Source organism: Acinetobacter calcoaceticus (genome assembly GCF_900520355.1).
Lineage (GTDB): Bacteria > Pseudomonadota > Gammaproteobacteria > Pseudomonadales > Moraxellaceae > Acinetobacter > Acinetobacter calcoaceticus_C.
The window spans coordinates 388,245-409,436 of record NZ_LS999521.1 but is presented as its reverse complement, the minus strand read 5'-3'; the positions used below and the strand labels follow the sequence as shown (position 1 = coordinate 409,436).

The window sequence follows — 21,192 nt, the reverse complement described above, 5'->3', positions numbered from 1 at the left end:
CGTAGTTTTTCAACTAACAATTTGCTTATTTCGCTTTTATTTCATTTGCTGGATCTTTTTCTGGATCAATCGGTTGAATCGAAAGATCACTTTTTGTGTCGTAAAAAGGAACGGTATCAACCGATACCACTTGAGGATGAGTTGAATGTTGAGATAAATTTTTAGGTTGAGTAGGCTCCTTAAGTTTAGAAAGAAAAGACGATGTATCTGGTTGTGCTGAATTCGATTCATGTAAAACCGAATTGAACACATCAGATGCACCACTTGTGGGCTTAAAATAGAGAACAACGGCGACCAAGCCGACCAATACAAGAAAGGAAGCAATAATTTTCATCATTTAAGATCTCTGTTCTTTTGTTTATAGACATCTATTTTTATTTTTGATTATTCGAAACAAAGAGACATTTCTTAAAATATATTTCATGTGAAAAATCTAATGAATGAAATATATACCCACAAGAGAAGTAGAAATATCCACAACCGAATAAGCAAAAATGTTGTTCTGCCCTGTACATTTATATTTCTGACAGAAGGCGGTTCAAAAAAGTGCTAAAAAGCATCTTATTCTTATAATAAGCAATAACTATGCCGTCCCCTACTAATAAATAATGAGACTCAAATCACAATTACAGATATCAGTACCTGATGAAAAGAAGAGTAACTTCAAGAAAATTTGAACTTTAATTTTTTAAAAAATAAAAAGATAAAATTAGGCCAATTTAATTAGAATAACTAACAAATAAACATTCTTTTTCACTTTATTATTAATTTTTATTAATCTTCACAATTTATCCCTAGTGTGTTTACTCAACGTAACACTGTTGTAACATTTTGATGAAGACAATTCCCAAGCTTGTAAGTGTTGGCTATGATGCCCTAGCGTTTATGAAATACCTCACTAAAAAGGTATATTCTTTGAAGGATATCGCAATGAAAATGATGAAAACAGCTATCGTTACTGCAAGTGTTCTTGCTTCTGCCTCTATTTTTGCACAAAGTGCGGGCGTTAATGCAGATGCTTCTGCCCAAGTCAATGTACAACCAGGTGGTCTTGTTAGTGGCGTAGCCAACACAGTCAAAAATACTGCACATACTGTAGGTAAAACGGCAAAACATGCTGGTCATGTCGCTGCTGACACTACGGTTAAAGCAACTAAAAAAACAACTGGTAAAGTGACTGAACTTTCTTCTAAAGCTGCAACGGGTACTAAAAACCTAGCAACTGAAGCTGCAGTGGGTACTAAAAACTTTGCAACTAAAACTGCAACAGGTACTAAAAACTTAGCAACTAAAGCTGCAACGGGTACTAAAAACCTAGCAGTTGAAGCTAAAGCAGATACAAAAGCAAGTGTTGATGCTGTAAAAACTAAGTTTGCTGAAAAACAAGCTGACAAAAAAGAATTTACTGCTGAAAAACAAGCTGATGCTCAAGCGCATGTAGATGCTGTAAAAACTCGCGTAGCTCAAAATCAAGCTGAGCAAAAAGAATTTGTTGCAGACACTAAAGCAGATGCTCAAGCACAGTTAAATGCTGCTCAACCAGCGCATGCAATCAATGCTAATACTGGCGTAAATGTTGGTGTTAACGTTGCCCCTGTTGGAATTAATGCAAGTGTAAATGCAGATGCGCAGGCGTCTACACAAAAAGCAGAAAAGAAATCTTGGATTAAAGGTCTTTTCGGTACTAACTAATAAGTGATGCACAAAAAAGGGCGATTAATCGCCCTTTTTATTTATTTGAAATCAACCATTCAGCGCATTTCAGTTAAAACCAAACCTGCACGCAAACCAAGTTTCACATTTGGATTTGGAAATAAAATCCAGACCTGATCTTGCTCTACTACATAATTACCAGAAGGTTGTGTCGCAATGATTTCACCTTTTGTAAAAGTCGAAAAATTTGGAGCTTCAGCTGATAAGTTCATCAGAAAATCTTCATCTTTTTTAATTAAAGAGTCCGATACTTTAAACACTCGAATTTTCACTTTATTGCGTGTCGGCAAAGCCTGCTCAGAAACGACATGACGAATAACTTGATCAATTGCGGCAAACTGACTCAAGTCATTTTGTCCAAATGGCAAAGCTTTACCCAACTCTAAAGTTGCACTGGCTGCTTTAAAATTCTCACTGGTAAAATGTGTAAACGTTTTGCCTACCGCATTGTGATAAACCAAAGCATCTAAATCGGCCGCTTCTAGACTTGCCGTCAAATCAACATCATAAGCATGCGTTTGATAGGGAAACAAAGCAAACGTCGGCAATAAAGATGCTCGAATGGCTGTGTGCAAATCATAATGATAACGTTTTGCTTGGCTCGAAATTTCTTGAAAGAAAGTCGTGACAACTTGCTCTAAAACCTCAGCTCGCTTTGATTCTTCAGTCTCTGGCAGAGTTTTATATCCACCACAAAACATCCGGTTCACATCGTCATGCACATAACGCTTACCTTGACGCATTGCATAGGGATTACCCAGTACAAACAGCAACCTTACAGCAAGGTTTAAGCGTCCGGCAAATAAATCTGTGCAAAGATGAGACAACAATTCAATTGGTGCTGTTTCATTACCATGTACCCCAGCTGACAGTACAACGGCTTTGTCGTACTGTGCATGTGGGGTACATTCAAGAATTCCCTCACCCAACCAACGCCAAGAAAAATTATCTTGTTTTCCTTCACGTGTTGCTGGCTGCTCACCTTGTAAGGTTAATGCTAGAAAGTCTTGCATGTCACCTCCTCATTATTTTTGGAAAGGATAAACCGAACCCAAACCTAAAATTTTGGTCAGCTCATCGAGTGCCATACGGCTTTCCATCAATAAATGCGGATCAGCTAAATCTTCTTGAGCTAAACGATCACGATAATGTTTATCTACCCATTGATTGAGTGTGCCAAACAATTGATCACTCATTAATACTTTTGGATTTACAGCATTTAACTCGGTTTCATTTAAAGCCACGCGTAAACGTAAACATGCTGGTCCACCACCATTACGCATACTTTCACGTAAGTCATAAACCTGAATAGCATCAATTGGTGTACCCATCTGAACCATATCGTTCAAATAACCCCACACTGCCTTATTCTGGCGCGACTCTTCTGGCACAACAATGGTCATTCCACCATCTGGACGTGTCAAAATCTGGCTATTAAATAAATATGTTGCTACTGCATCGTCAACGGTAAGGCGATTTTCAGGAACTTCAATCGAGATAAAGTCTTCACCGATGCTTGCCATTTTTTGACGAATTTCAGCAAAAGCCTGATCTTGATTTAAAAAGGCATGTTGATGATGGAATAAAACCTGTTGGTTGCTGACCGCAATAACATCGTTATGAAAAACGCCTTGATCAATCACATCCGGATTTTGTTGAACAAAAACTGTATGTGCATCATCTAAACGATGCAAACGCGCAATTGCTTCGCTTGCTTCACGTGTCTGACGAGCAGGATAACGTTTTGGTCCCGGCAACCCATTATTTAAATGTTGTTGACCGTAAACAAAAACTTGAACCCCACGCTTAGCATAATCACCACCTAAACGATTGTGATTTGCTGCACCTTCATCACCAAACAAAGCCACTTGTGGCAATGCTTCATGGTGTACAAAATGGCGTTCATTTTTAAAGATTGCTTGTAAAACTTGGCTTGTTGTTTCCGCTTCAATCGAACGGTGAAACTTATTATTTAAGTTCGCTGCGGTAAAATGTACCCGTTCATCTTGGCTATCTGCCGAAGGTGAAACTGTTGCTGCATTTGCAGTCCACATTGGCGAAGCAGAACTTAACGATGATAAGAGTTCAGGTGAATGACGCATTGCTTGAGCAACAACACTAATGTCATCTCCTGTAAAACCCAAACGGCGTAACATTGGAACATGAGGACGCTCATGCGGAGCAAGTACACCCTGCTTCATACCCAAATCAGCTAAGGCTTTCATCTTTAGCAAGCCTTGTTTAGCTGCTAATTTTGGATTAGAGGCATTATTACGGTTTTTTGTCGATGCTTCATTACCAAACGACAAGCCCGCGTAGTGATGTGTTGGTCCCACTAAACCATCGAAATTTACTTCATATCCTTTCATTTTTCTTTCCCTAGTGTTTAAGGCAACACAATCCCTGGAGATAATTTTTCTGGTAAGGTTAAGCTGTCACTTTCAAGTGAAGCCATTGGCCAAGCACAATAATCAGCTGCATAAAAGGCACTCGCACGATGGTTACCCGATGCCCCTACACCACCAAATGGTGCAGCACTTGAAGCACCTGTTAATGGCTTGTTCCAATTCACAATACCGGCACGCGCTTCAATAAGTACTTGATCAAACAATTCACGTTTTGGAGAAACCAGACCAACAGACAAACCAAAGCGAGTTGCATTTGCAATTTTCAATGCTTCATCAAAGTTGTCATAACGTTGAATGGTTGTCAGTGGACCAAAATATTCTTCATCTGGAATATCTGTCACACCTGTTACGTCAACAATACCCGGCGTAAGTAGTGAACTGTCATCTTGCGGACGCGTCATTGGCAACAAGCTTTTTGCACCAAGCTCAAGTAATTTTTGCTGAGCAAGCATCATGTTTGTTGCAGCAACTGACGAGATAACACCACCCATAAATGGTTGTTGTTCATCGTTCCAACGACCAACTTTTAGGTTTTTAGCAACCTCAACAAAACGTTGAATAAATGCATCACCTTCTGCGCCATTTTTTACCAAGATGCGACGTGCACATGTACAACGCTGACCCGCCGAAACAAAAGCAGATTGAATAGTGAGATTAACCGCAGCATCAATATCGATAATTTCATCAATAATCAATGCATTATTACCACCCATTTCAAGCGCAAGGATTTTCTCAGGAGCACCCGCCATTTGCTTATGTAGGTGATAACCTGTGTTCGCACTTCCGGTAAATAATAAACCATCAATTTCATGTGAGGCAGCTAACGCTTCACCAGTGGTACGACCACCCTGCACCAAGTTCATCACACCATTTGGCAAACCAGCTTGCTGCCAAAGTTTTACAGTTTCTTCAGCAGTCCAAGGTGTTAATTCACTTGGCTTAAATATCACGGTATTGCCAGCAAGTAATGCAGGAACAACATGCCCATTTGGTAAATGGCCCGGAAAGTTATATGGACCGAAAACTGCAAGCACGCCATGCGGACGATGGCGTAAAGATGCCACACCATCAGCCATTTCAGTTGAGGTCTCACCTGTACGCTGGTGATAGGCACGAATTGAAATCGCAACCTTACCAATCATTGACTGAACTTCAGTTAGCGTTTCCCAAAATGGCTTGCTGGTTTCTTGGCTAATCACTTCTGCTAAGTGCTTTTTATTTTCTTCAAGCAAAGCTGCAAACTTTTCAACAATCGCTACACGCTCTGCAAAAGGTAAACGTGCCCATGCTGGAAATGCAGTACGCGCAGCTTGGCAAGCTTGCTCTACATCAGCTGCAGTTGCCTCAGCACCTGACCAGACAGTTTGGTTATCAACTGGATTTGTTTTTTCAAATGTTGTGCCGTTGCCTTGTAACCAGACACCGTTTATAAATAAAGAGTTTGACATCAGGATACTTCCATTGGATTGAGTGATAGCACACGAACAACATGACCTTCTTGTACACCGAGGTTTTCAGCTTGTTCATGTGTTAAATTTATAGTGTTATCAACAAGATCAAGCTTCATCAGCATTGCGCGATAGTCATGATAATTATCATTAGCAACGAGATATTGGGTCTTACCGACCGCAGCTTCACTTGTAATTTTGACGTTTAATAACTGACTTTCTTTTACTGCGCGTAATTCATCAATATTGGCTTCAACCGTTGGACCCGCATCAAAAATATCGACATATCCTTGATAGCGTAAACCTTCTGACTCAAGCACATGATAGGCAGGCAAAGTTTGTGGATGCATTTTTCCAATCACCTCTTGCGCATCTTTTGGCAAGAGATCTACATAGACCGGAAAACGTGGCATAAGCTCTGCAATAAATACTTTTTGCCCAATTCCGCTTAAATAGTCGGCAGTTGAGAAATCCATATTAAAGAAATGGTGACCAATCGCATCCCAAAATGGAGAACATCCATTTTCGTCTGAGAAACCACGCATTTCGGCAATTAATTTTTTCTCGAAATATTGCTTAAAGGCAGCGATAAACATAAAACGGATTTTCGATAAGAATTTACCGTTTTGGTTTTCACGACGCTCTGGATCTAAAAATAATGTACAGAGTTCACTACTACCTGTTCTGTCATTACTTAAAAATAAAGTCGGTAATGACTTATAAACATTTAATGCCTTTGAAGCGTGCACTTGTGTTCCAACATGAAAGTTGTACCAAGGTTCCATGAGTCCTACAGCAACCTCAATTGCACTTAACCCAATAACACGTTGAGCTTCTGTATCTTCAAGAACAAACAAATAGCCTTGTTCACTTTTATGGACATTGCCATTTAAAGTATTGCGAGTACGTGAAATTCGAGCCGAAAGTGTATCCATATTTTGTGGCAAGGAAGTCAGGCCTACACCCGACTTACCTGCTAATTTATAAATATCTTCAAGGTCTCGAAACTCGGCATGACGGACAATCATCATGGCTAGCTTTCCTTTTTTTTATTTAGCCAACTTTGCCAATGCTCTTTTTAAACGAGCAATCCCTTCATCAATATCTTGTTCAGGAATAATGAGAGACGGAGTAAAACGAACAACATCTGGACCTGCAATTAAAGCAAGTAATCCTTCCTCACCCGCCCAAGTCGTAATATCTTTCGCTTTTCCTGCATACTCAGCTTTTAATACGCAACCAATGAGCAAACCTTGACCACGAATTTCTTCAAAAATCTGATGTTCAGCATTTAAAGTATTAAGTGCGTTAAGGAAATATTGATAACGATGCTTTACGCCTTCAAGCACTTCAGGTGTATTAATAAATTCAAATACTGCACCTGCAACTGCGCTTGCTAACGGGTTACCACCATAAGTCGTACCGTGCGTACCAACTGAAAAATGCGGGGCAAATTTATCAGTTGTTAACATTGCACCGACTGGGAAACCACCGCCTAATGCTTTTGCAGTTGTTAACACATCTGGAATAACCCCAGTGTTCATATAGGCATAAAGTGCACCTGTACGGCCGACACCAGTTTGTACTTCATCAAAAATAAGTAAGGCACCAAACTCATCACATAGTGCGCGTAAGCCTTTTAAAAATTCGATGTCAGCAGGAATAACGCCGCCTTCACCTTGTATTGGCTCAACAATAACTGCACATGTTTGCTCATTAATTACCGCTTTTGCTGCTTCTAAATCATTAAAGGCAACATGGTTAATTCCGTTTGGAAGCGGCGCAAAGTCTTGTGAATATTTAGGCTGACCACCTGCTGAAACAGTAAATAAGGTACGACCGTGGAAAGCATTTTTAAATGCCACGATGCCACTTTTACCAGCAACACCGCTGTCTAGACCCACTTTACGTGCAAGTTTTAGTGCCGCTTCGTTAGCTTCTGCACCTGAGTTACAGAAAAAAACTTTGTCTGCAAACGTATTTTCGGTGAGTTGTTTTGCAAGGCGTAAAACAGGTTCATTGGTATAACCATTGCCCACATGCCAAAGTTTTGTTGCTTGTTCTGTTAAAGCATTTACTGCCACTGGATGCGCATGACCTAATGCGTTTACTGCAATCCCGCCTGCAAAATCAATATATTCTTTATTTTCTTGATCCCATATACGAGAACCTTCGCCACGTACAGGAATGAAATTTGCCGGTGCAAAAACTGGAACCATCCAGTCGTTAAAGTTGCTTCGAGTTACAGAAATTGGCTGTTCCATGCTTACCTCAGTATTTATTTAATATATTCGATATCACTTGAATTTTAATAATTCAGAAAAAGCGGCTGAACAAATAGACCCTATAACATCCTTTATATTTGCTCAGATCACTTTTTCTAAAAGTAATTTCCGCAGATTAGCCTGGGAAAATACCGCGCTCTTTACGAGCTTTTAAAATACGCTCACATGCCAAGATGTAAGCTGCTGTACGTAAAGTACAAGCATTGCTATTCGCTGCGTTCCAAACGTCATCCATAGCTTGAACCATCAATTTGTCTAAACGCTCATTGATTTCTTCTTCGGTCCAGAAGTAGCTCGCCATGTCTTGAACCCATTCGAAGTAACTTACAGTTACACCGCCGGCGTTACATACAACGTCAGGTACTACAACAATGCCACGCTCAACTAACACATCTTCAGCTTTAGGATAAGTCGGGCCGTTTGCGCCTTCTAAAATCAACTTAGCTTTAAGTTTTTGAGCACGTTCAACAGTGATTTGACCTTCCAATGCAGCAGGAACAATAATGTCAACTTCTGCTGTCCAGAAATCTTCATCAGCAATTGATTGCGCACCAGCGAAGCCGCCAACACCACCTTGATTTGCATTTACGTGATCACGTAACGCTTCAAGATCAATACCGTCAGCATTGAAAATAGTGCCTGTATGGTCTTGAACGTGTGTAACTTTCGCTTTCGATTCAACAAACAAGAAAGCAGCTTCACTACCTACGTTACCAAAACCTTGAATAGCAATTTTCGCGCCTTCAATTGGTAAATTGATTTTTGCAGCTACTTCACGGCCTGTAACAAATACACCACGACCAGTCGCTTTTACACGACCTAAAGAACCACCTAGGTGAACTGGTTTACCAGTTACAACACCTGTTACTGTGTAGCCTTGGCTCGTAGAATAAGTATCCATCATCCAGCCCATAATATTGGCATTTGTACCAACGTCTGGAGCAGGGATATCTTTTTGAGGCCCAATAATGTGACCGATTTCAGTCGTATAACGACGAGTCAAACGCTCTAATTCACGATTTGATAATTTACGCGGATCAACACGGATACCACCTTTTGCACCACCAAATGGCAAGTTCAAAACAGCAGTTTTAATTGTCATCCATGCAGACAACGCCATCACTTCATTCAAATCAACATTTGGATGGTAACGAACACCGCCTTTACCAGGGCCACGAGACAAGTTGTGTTGTACACGGTAACCTTCAAAGTGCTGGATAGAACCGTCGTCCATTACAATTGGCACATCTACAATAAGCGCACGTTTTGGACGTTTTAAAGTGTCGATAAACTCTTCCAAGTGACCTAAATATGGAGCAACACGGTCAATTTGTGCCAAGTAAGTTTGCCAAGCATCGCTGTTTTCATTTACGTATGAAAGATCTGCCATCTTTTTTCCTATATACCTTCATAGATTCAGATTTGATAAATCTGAAATCTTTATTATTTAGCAACTAAAACTTTGCAATAACAATGCCTTAGTTTATTTACCAAATCTTTTGCCCTTCTAAAGCATCAGACTTTTTAAATTCCATTTGTTGATACTAAAAGTACGATCTACTTTTATATATCGATATCTTTTACAAGTTTTCTTTTGTCTAAATTGCTTTTATAAAGAAAGCTTTATAAAAGCAAAAACTCATCACAACCCACTAAAACCAGCCGGCTGAAATATGAATACAAAAGAAGTGACATAACCGTTTGGGAGTTAAAAAGAACCATGATTCACAAAAACCATGAGTCCATAAAATTATTTTTGACTAATCGATAGATCCCTCCATTAGTCTTTTTAAAAATAAACTTTGTTCAATAATCCTACAGATTAATTATTTCTACACATACGGCTTAAAATTAAGCCGTAGCATAGATATAAAATCTTCCAATAAATATAGCATAGAGCACGCTCATTTAGAACATTTTAAAATAAATAAGCAAAGAAAAAATAATCAAATCGCATTATTTTTTATAATAAAAAAACAACAAATATTAAAAAACCCTTAACTCTAATAAAAAAAAATTATAGAAATTAAAAACTCATAAATTTAAAAAATGTAAAAAATTTATATATTAAATAACAAAGACTTAATGAATTTAATTTTTTAAAAAATCACCAAAAAACTAACTATTCTCCACAATAAACCCATATTATAACGACCCTACCCATCCACTTTAAAAAACTAAAAATACCTATTAATTAAATAACAAGACTAAACATAGACTTAATCAAATATTTATAATAAATAAATATTAATAAAAAACTGACAAATGGTAAATTTACAAAACAACATTTGTTTCCATGATTAAAAACAAAAAAACATTTTTTTAAAAAATATATAATTCACCCGTTTTTAATTTCCTACAAACCATAAAAAAGGTCCCAAATGGGACCTTTAGACTACGCTTGAGAAGACATATACGGATTAGCTCTGTACCACATCTTTCTTGTGATAAAAAATGAAGTAGCTGGCATAACATAGAAGAATAAAAATAATACAACAGATAAAGCCGACGTGCATCGAAGGATCAGCCACCATACTGATACACGTAATAGCACAGAACAGACCACCCACAATTGGAGTCAAAGGAAATAAAGGGGCAGCGAAACGTAAATCTTTTGCTGTTTTACCAGATTTATACCACTGTCTACGGAAATTGAATTGAGATACACAAATTGCAATCCACACAACCACCATAGTAAATGCTGCAACACCTAATAAATTTTTAAAGATCGTCTCAGGGGCAAACTGCTCTGAAAGCAATCCAGGTATTGCACCAAACATCGTCACAATAAGAGCAACGATTGGCGTTCCTGAAGGAGTAAGCTTTGAAAATATTTTTGGTAATTGGTTTTTTACTGAAAGTGACCACATCATACGTGAAGCAGCAAATAAACCAGAATTGGCAGCTGAGAGTAAAGCCGTAATGATTACAAAGCGAATAATGTCTTCTGCATAAGGGATACCAATGTAATTAAAAACAGTCACAAAGGGGCTATTACTCACTTCATTTGCATTCAACCCGGCAAGCTCGAATGGCAATAGCGAAGTAATCACAACAATTGTGCCAACAAAGAAAATTAATAGACGCCAAATGGCTGCATTAATCGCCTTTGGAACAGTCTTTTCAGGATTTTCAGTTTCACCAGCCGCCACGCCGATTAACTCAGTACCCGAAAATGCGAAATTAACGATCAGCATAGTTGCAAAAATTGGAAATAAACCGTGAGGGAACCAACCTTCTGCCGTCAAATTACTAAATAATGGTGCTGTCTCATGTCCGTGGAAAGGAATAAAACCAAAAATTGCCAACAAGCCCAAACCAATAAAACAGATAATTGTAATAACTTTGACCAGTGCCAACCAAAATTCTGACTCGGCAAACAATCGCGTTGAACTAACATTCAGGAAAAAAACTAACGCACCAAAACACAAAGTCCACGCCCAAACTGAAGTAGTTGGAAACCATTCACGAACCAATAAAGCCGCGGCCGTAAACTCAGTTCCCAAAGTGGCAGTCCAAGTTAACCAGTACAGCCAAGTAATCATATAGCCCGTACCGGGACCGATATAACGGCGGGCATATTCGCCAAAAGAACCCGATTCGGGTACATGAACTGCAAGTTCACCGAGACATAACATCACGGTATAAGCAATTAAACCGCCTAAAAAATAAGAAATAATTGCGCCAATCGGGCCAGCTTGGGAAATTACATCACCCGACCCTAAAAAAAGACCTGTTCCTATGGCACCGCCAAGGGAGATCATCACCAAATGTCGAGTACTCATTGCTCGTTTCAAAGGTGCAGAACTTCCATGTTGCGATGCATCATTATTCCGATAATTTAATGATTGCATATAAAAAACTGTAACGACAATTTAGTAAAAAATCATTTTAGGATAAAAAAATAAATATGCAATTATCTTTGAAGAGTGAACTTATTTTAAACAACCTCTCACCACATAAATAACATATTAATAAAAAACAAATACTTATTAAAATTTAAAGTTATAGTTGTATTTTAATTAGCCTTTAATCATTTATTTAATTTATACATTCACAAAGATCATTTACTTTAAAGCATGATATTTTTTCCACTAATTTATAATGCTTGTATTTAATACGCTATATATTCACAAAACAAACACATCATTTATTTAAATAATGACTTTGAATTTAATATACAAATAAATTAATAAAAAAATATTTTTTAAGCAAAAAATAAAGCCCAAATCTTTAGACTTGAGCTTTATTTAACCACTATAGCTTTTTAATAGCTGATTGAGAGCAATTGTTCAGTAGGCTGGATTGAACCTTCTATAAATTCACACATCCCGTGTTCGTCACAAGATAAATTTAATTGTTTATAGCTGATTGCAAAAAAGTCGGAATACTTTTTGATTACAAATGGACTCATATCAGATGTTAAAGGCTCTTCGCGCTTGAACAATTTAATGATTTTGCGATCATTCATTCCTAACAAATAAGTTTCATTATTTAATTCAATGTGCACTACACCTGTGTGTTCAGCCACAATTGGAATCAAATAAGACTTATTTGCTAACAGAATATCTAGAGCATAACTTTCAAACTTTGAATTAATGAGGTTGAATACCAAAATTGAGCCGAAGCTGTTCTGTAACCCCTCTTTATAATTCACCTCTTGCTGAGTTTGTTGTACCTTAATACCGAGTTTTTGGAAGTCTAGCTCAGTTGCCTGCTTTGCTTTTATAAGACTACGGGTAATAGCCTGTTTAAGTGGATTATCAAAATAACGTTCATCAAGCTGAAAATCATTTTGGCGTAATATTTTTAACAACATGTCATCATGATGCGTAAGAACATGTGCAAGTACATTACGGAAATAAAATTTACTTTGCTTTTTGACCTTACGAACCTGTTGATAGAAATAAATTTCGTCAAACTCATGCTCAATAAAATCATGCAATAAACTTGAACTTGCTAATACTGACAATGCTTCATGACCAGTAAATGGCAAATGAATCGTATGTAAGCTTGGCAACAATGCTTTTATTTTTAGGTAATGTTCGCGGTCAATTGAGAAATAAGGGTCATAAACAATGACGTATTCACGCGCTGCATCCACATCTGGTAGCTGGATTTGCATGTCTTTATTTGCTACAGCATCGAAAAACTCAGCATAGCGTCGGTCTTCAACCTGAGCAGGATCAATTGAATATTGAGGTACAAATGCAATCACACGGTTCATATTCAATAAATTAGAATATTTGATTGCTGCATAGCCGCCCATCGAACCGCCATAACCTACAATATTTTTAAAACCCTGAAGAACAGGCGAAATTGTTTTCGCCAGCTCAATCATGCTCGCTTGAGGAAACCATGATTTTTGTTTTGGCATTATTCCAATAACATTGTATTGGTATTTAACTAGGGACTTTTCAGCATTGACAGATAAGCCACTCGCTCGGGTAATCAAATCGCCAAAAGAGAGAACCAATGTATTAGAATCGCCTGGTAAAAAAATGGCTCTAATGTGTTCGTCTTCAAAAATAATTTGCTTATCCATGCTCACACCGAAAGAAAATTTACTCCCACATACAATGTCAAAAATGAAACAAAATAGGTGTTTTGCCAATTTATGATTGCGGAGTATCTTATTTTATAGATGCCAGTCAGATTAAAAAGCGCAAAATATGACACAATCCTTACATCCTGCCGCTCAAAAAGGCTTCAGCTCAGCTGCTGAACTATATCAGCAAGTTAGACCTAATTATCCCGCAGAAATAGTAAGTTGGCTGCAAAATTACCTACAAATACAGGAAAATTCTACTGTTATCGATCTTGGATCAGGTACTGGCAAATTCTTACCCTACTTAAAACAAACACATGCAGATGTTATTGCGGTTGAGCCAATTGGCGAGATGTTACAGCAGCTTCAACAAGTTTATCCTGATATCAAAACATTACAGGCTTTTAGCCATTCAATTCCTATAGCGGATCATAAAATTGATGCTATTGTTTGCGCTCAATCTTTTCACTGGTTTGACAACCTTGATACCCTAACAGAAATGCATAGGATATTAAAACCACAAGGACATTTAGGGCTGGTTTGGAATCAACGCGATGAGCGTACAGATTGGGTCAAAGCTTTAGCTGATTTTCTAATTCCCCTTGAAGGAGACACCCCTCGTTATCATAGTGAAAAGTGGAAGCGGGTGTTTGAACAACAGAATTTATTTATATTTGATGGCCTTCAAACGTTTACACAGTCACAACGTGGTAGTGTCGAACAAGTGGTGAGTAAACGATTACTCTCGACAAGTTTTATTGCTGCAATGACTGAAAAAGATCAATTACAACTCAAAGCACAGTTTGAAAAAATTGTTTATGATTTTACCGGATTAGGTCCTCAAGATCAGATTGATTTTCCATATGTCACATATGCATATCACTTTCAGAAAAGTACGTTACCCGTTAAATAATTAGTGAATAGGTTTGGTTGAAAGTTATGAAGAAAACACCTCAAATCATATTAATGTCTTTGCTTTGCTCTAGCCTATTTCTTACTGCTTGTAAAAAGGCGGATGAACCTGCTAAGACTGAGCAACCTTCTGCCACCTCATCTACCGATCAGGTCTTAGAAAAACTGAATGAAAGACCTGTTAAGACTTTTCCAGCAACGGCTGATGATGCGCATGACATTGGGCTTTTAGAGGACTATGACCGCCGCTTTACAGAAATGAGCGATGAGATGGAAACTGAATTAGCCAAAATGCATGAAGCAGGAACTCTAACCACAGAGTTTGAGCAAAAGCGTACTCTTGATAATGTGCGCTCTGCACTTACCATGTTAAAAGATTTAGATTTAAAGACTGAACAAGGCCGTTATATACAAGGCTTACTTTATCAATATTGGGAAAATCAAGAAAAACACTATAGTGATAAGCAAGCGACTAAAGATGAGCAGATCAATGATCTTGCTGACTACTTACAAGCACAAAATCAATTAAAATATTGGAAAGCATCACAACAGAAATAGAACTATCACGCTTACTAAAAAGCCTTCATATTTATGAAGGCTTTTTTAAATTATATATTTTGCTTTTCAACCCAATGAATAGATTGCACACGGAATAGTTCACACGCACCATCTCCTGTATCAGTTGGGGTAAGTGAAGATTTCCACACTAGATCTTTATCTTTAATTTCGACAAGGTCACCTTTGAGATAGACCAGATCTCCACGTTTTACCTGTTTAATCTGTTGGGCGATTTGCGGGTTCGCAGGAATGATGTGCATATTAGACACCATTTGCATTGCTTGGTCTGCCGGAACAGGTAATTTAGGAATTTTCCAGTTTAGATAACGGTCATATTGTTTTACTGAAATATGACGTGCAATCTCAGGCTGAGCAAACAAACCCCAGCTTACTGCATAGTCAATAGGTGAAAACTTTGCTTGCTCATCAGTGTGATATATTTTTGAACCGAGTATTCTGAAATTCCCCTGAAAAGGTTGCAATACAGAAATTGACTGGTCTTTTTCAACGGGGCTCAGACCTTTGGCAATATTATACTCACTTGAGGTCGATGCAAATGCTGAACTCATGCCAATAGCAGCTAACAAGCCCATCATTAAACGTTGTTTTTTCATCGCTTTACACCTCGAATATTGCTAGATCAAATTAAAAAGATCTTCAATTTATAGTAGCCTTAAGCCATGAAAAAAATATCGGAATTTAGTAACAATACAGCTTAATTTCGTCTATTTTTGTGCATTCAAATTTCTGTTTAATCGTCTAACTGAATTCTTAAAGTTTCGAAACGAACATTGCCTTGTTGGACAGCTTGCGCAATTGCCTGTTGGCCTTTAGTGAGCCTTGCACCACCACTTTTTACATCAAGTAAAATAATATTGATGTCTTCTGCCGCACCGTCACCATCCCGAAAATCGGTGTATCCATCAAAAATAATATAATCCACTGGATCGCCCATGAATTTTGCATCGCTCGGTAGATACTGAAATTCTGGCAAAATGGGGGCAAATTGTTCTGCCATTTTTCCTTTCAATACCGCACGGCTTGTATTCACGCTTCTCTTTTGTGCTTGAGTAAGGGCTTGTTGATGCTCGAGTTCAAGTTCAGCAATATATTGCTCATATTCAGCCTTAATTCGGCCATTACGAGTATTTGATAAAATAAGAGTAGTGATAATGATACCAATTCCAGCACCAATAAGCATGGCAAGCCATACAGACATAAATTTTCCTTAAAAAGCGCGAATCAAAATTACAGATCTAATCATATCTAAAATAACGAAACAGCTTAAACTTTTGTCAAATGTGGTCATCTCCTTCGCATAAAAAGATGCTAAGGTATAAAACATAAACAAATATGCTGCTGAAAATAACTGAATTTATGAAAACGATACTTATTGCAAATCAAAAGGGCGGATGCGGAAAAACCATGACGGCCATTACGTTGGCAACAGCATTGGCACAAAAAGGATATAAAGTAGCATTAGCAGATTCGGACAATCAAAAATCGGCTTTACAGTGGTTAAAACAGCGTCCCGATAGCGTCGCAACGATTCAAAGTCTCGACTGGCGTCATGAAAAATCAATTGGTGATGCGCCTAAAAATCTGGATTATTTAATTATTGATGCGCCTGGTGCACTTTCAGGTGAACATGCTGAACAGCTCATCAGCGAAGCTCATGCCATTATTACTCCACTTCAACCTTCATTTTTTGATATAGACAGTACTCGTCGCTTTTTGAAGCATTTACAAGATATTAAGCGGATTCGTAAAGGTAAAGTACAAATTTTACTTCTTGCTAATCGTGTAAAACCGAATAGTGCCAGCTCAAAAGATATTCAACAGTTTTTTGAAAAAATTGAACAGGAACCTGTTGCGTGGATTGCCGAACGCACCGCTTACGGTAGCTTAGCTATGCAGGGTTTAAGTGTTTTTGATAAATCGCAAAAAAACTTTATTAGTATTCAAGATCAATGGCAACCTGTTCTAAACAAGTTAGTTGAAGACAAAGCTGAGTGGTTTTAAGTGACTTTTAGCCTCTAAAAAGAGTTGTATAAGGTTCTTTACATTACGGTCTTAAAATTTGCCTCAGGTTATTTTTCAGTTAATATGACTTTATTCTACGTAGAAAATTAGAGAAATATCGTTCGTGCATCCATACGCTCCTAATTTACAGCGCGTTTTATTGTTTGGGCTGTTTTTTATTTTGATTTTTTTAGGATTTAATATCCTGAAATATTTTATTGTTCCTGTACTTTGGGCTGCCATCATTGCTTATATGACTTGGCCTATTTATTTAAGAATTCAGCGTTTTTTTGGAGAAACCCGTAATACTTTAAATGCAACACTAATGATTAGCCTAGTCATTTTGGTTGTTGGCGTACCTTTTACATGCGCTATTTTTATTTTGCAGCATGAAGGCCGCAACTTATATTTTGACTTACAACGTCAGGTTTTTTCAGGCCATTTAAGCGTTCCTGATTTTATTCGCGAGCTTCCTTTTGTTGGAAAAGAAATTTCTCGCACACTCAATGAGTTAAATAACGATCCTAATAGTACCATTCAGAACATTGCGGCTTGGGTACAAAGCCATTTAAGTTATGGCCGTGTGCTGCTCGGTGAAATTAGTAAAAATATTGTTAAACTTGGCTTTGCCGTATTTAGTCTCTTTTTCTTTTACCGTGATGGTCAACTCATCTTAACTCAGGTGAGTAAAGCATTAGAAATGGTGATAGGCCCTCGCATTCACCATTATCTTGATACGATTTCTGAAACGACTCGTGCCGTAGTCTATGGTGTCGGTTTAACTGCAATTGCTCAAGCTTTTTTAGCTGGATTAAGTTATTTCGTAGCAGGCGTACCAAACCCAATGGTACTCACCATTGCTACTTTCATATTAGCTTTAATCCCATTTGGTACACCAATTTCCTATTTAGGCGTCGGCCTATGGTTGTTCTCTCAGGGACAAACCATGGAAGCCATTGGCGTGATCGTTTGGGGTGTGGTAATTGTTAGTAGTTCAGATAACGTAATTCGGCCTCTTGTTATTTCGGGCGCGACTAAAATTCCATTCTTACTAATTATGTTTGGTGTGTTGGGCGGTATTGCTAGTTTCGGATTGGTAGGTTTGTTTATTGGTCCTGTAATTTTGGCTGTTTTATTGGCAATTTGGCGTGAATGGTTACATGAAACTATTGAACCTGAACCAATGCCCAAAACAACCATGATTTATGATCCTGAGAGTGAATCTTCTAATCATAAAGAGTGACATACTTATTTAATTTAAAAATGTTTCAAGATACAAAGTGACTATTTAAATTAACTTGTAGGCTAGGCCTTCCTTTGTTTGAATCAAACAATCATATATATTTATAAGGACATCCAATCATGCAGACTTTTAATAAAATTGGCGCAGTCTTTGCGCTTACAGCATTTTTTGCAGTCGGCTGTAGTTCAGTCACAAAAACTGTATCCGATACGGCTCACGCGTTAACTACAATGCATATGAAAAAAGTGGTAGATGTAAATGAAGTTACAGCAAATGGTATTGGTAAAAAATTAGGTACCATTAGCTTTCAAGATAGCGACAAAGGTTTAATTATTACCCCTGCTCTAGCTGACTTACCAAGCGGTACTCGTGGCTTCCATATTCATGAAAATGCCTCTTGTGCACCTGCTGTAAAAGACGGGAAACCTGGCGCTGCTTTAGCTGCTGGTAGTCACTATAATCCTAACCAAGCTCCTCATCACGGTACTCCAACCACTGGCCATTTAGGTGATCTACCCGCTTTAGTGGTCGATAATACTGGTGTTGCAACGACTGCCGTGATTGCACCTCGCTTGAAACTTGCAGATATTCAAGGCCGCGCAATCATGATTCATGCGGGAGGCGACAATTACTCTGACTCACCTCTACCTCTCGGCGGTGGCGGAGCACGAATTGCATGTGGTGTTATTAAATAATTTATTTATCTATTACATTGTGGGTATCTAAAAAGATATCCACAATTTTGTTACTTTATTGATCACTATCACTTCCCTTACTCATAATAAAATCTTAAAAAATTGACTGACTTTTGTAGATAAAAAGAATAATATTTTTGAAGTAATAAAAATTTAAAGTTACATACTGCTTTCTCACGTATTCTCTAATTTAGAACAAAAGCCGTGAATTATCTGACCCAAATATTTAATAGTTTTAAGACGAATTCCATTTTAATTTATTGCCTACAAATTCTGATTGTACTCACAGGCACAACTTTAGGTTTACTTTCGCTAGGCCATAACGAGCTGATTGTTCCTGTGACTTTAGGTGCCATCGCAGCAGCATTAACCGACTTTGATGACCGTTTAAGTATTCGATTACGCAACTTAGTCTATGTCTGCCTGCTATTTTTTACAGTCAGTAGCATTCTTGGATTTCTCGCTCCCTACAAAATTTTCTTTATTTTATATCTTTCTCTTTCAAGTGCTTTTTTCATTTTATTAGGAGCGTTAGGGCAACGTTATGCCACAATTTCATTTGGCACTATTTTGCTTTCCATTTACAGCATGTTCGGTTTAGGAGAATATGCTCATTGGTATCAGCAACCCACCTACTTTGTTTATGGAGCTTTGTGGTACGGTTTCACCTCTATTTTATTTTTTATTATTAAACCTACCCTTCCCTTACAAGATAAACTTTCACAAATTTTTAAAGAAATTTCTGGATTACTACAGGCAAAAGCACGTTTGTTTGATCCCGACAATAAAGAGAATGTAGAACAGCTCTTATATGAATTATCTCTACAGAATACACAAGTGGCTCAAAGCCTCAACCAGATACGTAGTTCGCTGCTCACTCGACTAAAGGCTTCTAGGGTTAGTAATAAAAGTATCTATTGGTTAAACCTGTACTTTTTTGCGCGGGATATTCACGAGCAAGCAACCTCTAATTATTTACATTACGAACATATTCAACAGAACTTTAGCCGTAGTGATCTTATTTTCCGTTTCCAAAAAAATCTGCGCCTACAAGCACAGGCGTGCCAAGATCTAGCTCAGTGTATTTTATATAATCGGCCATCTCAGCCTTCGCAAGAAAGCCAGACAGGATTAAATCACCTTGAGAGTTCTTTAAAGGACTGGATACAACAGCATCCACAAAATTTTGAAGTTAGAAATTTAAGACTCATTTTTGATAATTTAAAAGGAATGCATGAACAGTTTGAACAACTGCAATATGCTCAGCCCTTCCCTGAAAATAATACCCAGACAAGGCAAGAGCACTTAAATTTACTTGATGATGATATTCAAGGATTTTCAGATCTGATCTTGAAACTTCGGCAACAGCTTACCCCTCAATCTGCATTGTTCAGACATGCGATACGAATTGCAGTCGTTTTCGCTGCGGGCTATGCCATTTCATTATTACCCTTTGCTCAGCATGGCTACTGGATTTTACTGACCAGTTTATTTGTTTGTCAGATTACCTATTTTGCGACTAAAAGCCGCCTTAAGCTCCGAACAATTGGGACATTAATCGGTGTTTTACTAGGAATACCAATCTTATATTTTGTACCGAGTATTGAAGGCCAGTTAATCATTACGATTATTTGTGGAGTATGCTTTTTTTACTTACGGCAAAAGAAATATGCCTTGGCCACGCTTATGGCTACCCTCATGGTGCTATTAATTTTTAATTTAAAGGGTGCAGGCTACAGCATTATTTTACCTCGCCTTATAGATACGCTATTAGGCTGTTTTATTGCATGGCTCGCTGTAAGTTTTATATGGCCTGATTGGAATTTTCGCAATATTCCTAACAATATTAAGAAAAGTAGCAAAGCGACGCTCGACTATTTCAATGTGATTGTGGAGCAATACCAATATGGCAAAAATCAAGACATAGAGTACCGTCGAATTCGTCGTGCGGCCCATAATGCTCAAATTGAGCTATCAAACATGATCTCAAGCTTAAGTGCCGAGCCCAATCCTAATCCAGAACTCATTCATTATGCTTTCCGTTATTTGGTTTATAGCCACAGTCAACTCAGCTATGTGGCAGCGTTAGGCAGTCAACGACAAAAAATTGATGAAGAACAAGTTTTACAATTATTACTGCGTTGCCAGCAAATTCTTAGTCAAAGCGTACTTGAGCAGTCACTACCCGACAACACATATATTGAGCAAACATTGCAAGAAATTCGAGGCCTAACCACTCATGAACAACTTTCCGAGAAATATACATTAGTCTTGAAACAAATCAGTTTATTATTAGAAACATTACCAGAATTGCTGATGCTTAAAGACAAACTTTTAGAGCAAGAAATTAAATAGCTATA

The 21,192-nt window shown here is 37.9% G+C and carries 18 protein-coding genes; 7 read left to right on the top strand and 11 right to left on the bottom strand.

The window, feature by feature from the left end; translation table 11 throughout:
- Window positions 1-25 precede the first annotated feature (25 nt).
- Entirely contained in the window at window positions 26-334 is a 309-nt protein-coding gene (locus AC2117_RS01910) for a hypothetical protein (protein ID WP_133976135.1), read from the bottom strand.
- Window positions 335-930: 596 nt separating this feature from the next.
- Between AC2117_RS01910 and AC2117_RS01905 the strand changes: the two genes are divergently transcribed.
- The gene (locus AC2117_RS01905; RefSeq protein WP_133971574.1) at window positions 931-1,692 is read left to right on the top strand and encodes a hypothetical protein; all 762 of its coding nucleotides are present in this window, start codon (window positions 931-933) and stop codon (window positions 1,690-1,692) included.
- A 59-nt stretch (window positions 1,693-1,751) separates the two neighbouring features.
- On the opposite strand, the gene astE is transcribed toward AC2117_RS01905, so the two are convergent.
- The 8 genes from astE to AC2117_RS01865 all read right to left on the bottom strand — a co-directional run bounded on the left by astE (window position 1,752) and on the right by AC2117_RS01865 (window position 13,399).
- Window positions 1,752-2,726, bottom strand: coding sequence for a succinylglutamate desuccinylase (gene astE, locus AC2117_RS01900; protein WP_133971573.1), 975 nt, complete (start codon window positions 2,724-2,726; stop codon window positions 1,752-1,754).
- 12 nt (window positions 2,727-2,738) lie between these two features.
- Window positions 2,739-4,082 (bottom strand): N-succinylarginine dihydrolase, encoded by a 1,344-nt coding sequence (gene astB, locus AC2117_RS01895; protein ID WP_133971571.1) that lies wholly within the window; start codon window positions 4,080-4,082, stop codon window positions 2,739-2,741.
- 17 nt (window positions 4,083-4,099) lie between these two features.
- The gene (gene astD / locus AC2117_RS01890) at window positions 4,100-5,569 is read right to left on the bottom strand and encodes a succinylglutamate-semialdehyde dehydrogenase (RefSeq protein WP_133971569.1); all 1,470 of its coding nucleotides are present in this window, start codon (window positions 5,567-5,569) and stop codon (window positions 4,100-4,102) included.
- Window positions 5,569-6,600, bottom strand: a complete 1,032-nt coding sequence (gene astA, locus AC2117_RS01885; RefSeq protein WP_003653733.1) for an arginine N-succinyltransferase — start codon at window positions 6,598-6,600, stop codon at window positions 5,569-5,571. The genes astD and astA overlap by 1 nt, the downstream gene beginning before the upstream one ends.
- 18 nt (window positions 6,601-6,618) lie before the next feature.
- Complete coding sequence (locus tag AC2117_RS01880; RefSeq protein WP_133971567.1) at window positions 6,619-7,833, bottom strand: aspartate aminotransferase family protein; 1,215 nt, start codon at window positions 7,831-7,833, stop codon at window positions 6,619-6,621.
- Between the two features lie 136 nt (window positions 7,834-7,969).
- Window positions 7,970-9,244: a Glu/Leu/Phe/Val family dehydrogenase gene (locus tag AC2117_RS01875; RefSeq protein WP_133971565.1), complete on the bottom strand. Its 1,275-nt coding sequence runs from the start codon at window positions 9,242-9,244 to the stop codon at window positions 7,970-7,972.
- A gap of 1,030 nt (window positions 9,245-10,274) precedes the next feature.
- Window positions 10,275-11,708, bottom strand: coding sequence for an amino acid permease (locus AC2117_RS01870; protein WP_133971563.1), 1,434 nt, complete (start codon window positions 11,706-11,708; stop codon window positions 10,275-10,277).
- A gap of 413 nt (window positions 11,709-12,121) precedes the next feature.
- Window positions 12,122-13,399 (bottom strand): hypothetical protein, encoded by a 1,278-nt coding sequence (locus AC2117_RS01865; protein WP_133971561.1) that lies wholly within the window; start codon window positions 13,397-13,399, stop codon window positions 12,122-12,124.
- A 127-nt stretch (window positions 13,400-13,526) separates the two neighbouring features.
- On the opposite strand from AC2117_RS01865, the gene AC2117_RS01860 reads away from it, so the two are divergent.
- On the top strand, window positions 13,527-14,315 hold the full coding sequence (locus tag AC2117_RS01860) for a class I SAM-dependent methyltransferase (protein WP_133971559.1): 789 nt from the start codon (window positions 13,527-13,529) through the stop codon (window positions 14,313-14,315).
- A 26-nt stretch (window positions 14,316-14,341) separates the two neighbouring features.
- A complete protein-coding gene (locus tag AC2117_RS01855) occupies window positions 14,342-14,872 on the top strand; it encodes a hypothetical protein (RefSeq protein ID WP_133971557.1) in 531 nt (176 codons plus the stop codon).
- Window positions 14,873-14,922: 50 nt separating this feature from the next.
- On the opposite strand, the gene AC2117_RS01850 is transcribed toward AC2117_RS01855, so the two are convergent.
- Window positions 14,923-15,486 carry a hypothetical protein gene (locus AC2117_RS01850; RefSeq protein ID WP_133971555.1) on the bottom strand — a complete coding sequence of 188 codons (564 nt, stop codon included), beginning with the start codon at window positions 15,484-15,486 and terminating at the stop codon, window positions 14,923-14,925.
- A gap of 137 nt (window positions 15,487-15,623) precedes the next feature.
- Window positions 15,624-16,091: a Holliday junction resolvase-like protein gene (locus AC2117_RS01845; protein WP_042895331.1), complete on the bottom strand. Its 468-nt coding sequence runs from the start codon at window positions 16,089-16,091 to the stop codon at window positions 15,624-15,626.
- Between the two features lie 158 nt (window positions 16,092-16,249).
- On the opposite strand from AC2117_RS01845, the gene AC2117_RS01840 reads away from it, so the two are divergent.
- From AC2117_RS01840 to yccS, 4 genes are all read left to right on the top strand, one after another.
- The gene (locus AC2117_RS01840) at window positions 16,250-16,894 is read left to right on the top strand and encodes a ParA family protein (RefSeq protein WP_133971553.1); all 645 of its coding nucleotides are present in this window, start codon (window positions 16,250-16,252) and stop codon (window positions 16,892-16,894) included.
- Window positions 16,895-17,018: 124 nt separating this feature from the next.
- On the top strand, window positions 17,019-18,137 hold the full coding sequence (locus AC2117_RS01835) for an AI-2E family transporter (RefSeq protein ID WP_133971551.1): 1,119 nt from the start codon (window positions 17,019-17,021) through the stop codon (window positions 18,135-18,137).
- A gap of 119 nt (window positions 18,138-18,256) precedes the next feature.
- Entirely contained in the window at window positions 18,257-18,832 is a 576-nt protein-coding gene (gene sodC, locus AC2117_RS01830) for a superoxide dismutase family protein (RefSeq protein ID WP_133971549.1), read from the top strand.
- A gap of 204 nt (window positions 18,833-19,036) precedes the next feature.
- Window positions 19,037-21,187: a YccS family putative transporter gene (gene yccS, locus AC2117_RS01825; protein ID WP_133971547.1), complete on the top strand. Its 2,151-nt coding sequence runs from the start codon at window positions 19,037-19,039 to the stop codon at window positions 21,185-21,187.
- The last annotated feature ends 5 nt before the right edge of the window (window positions 21,188-21,192 follow it).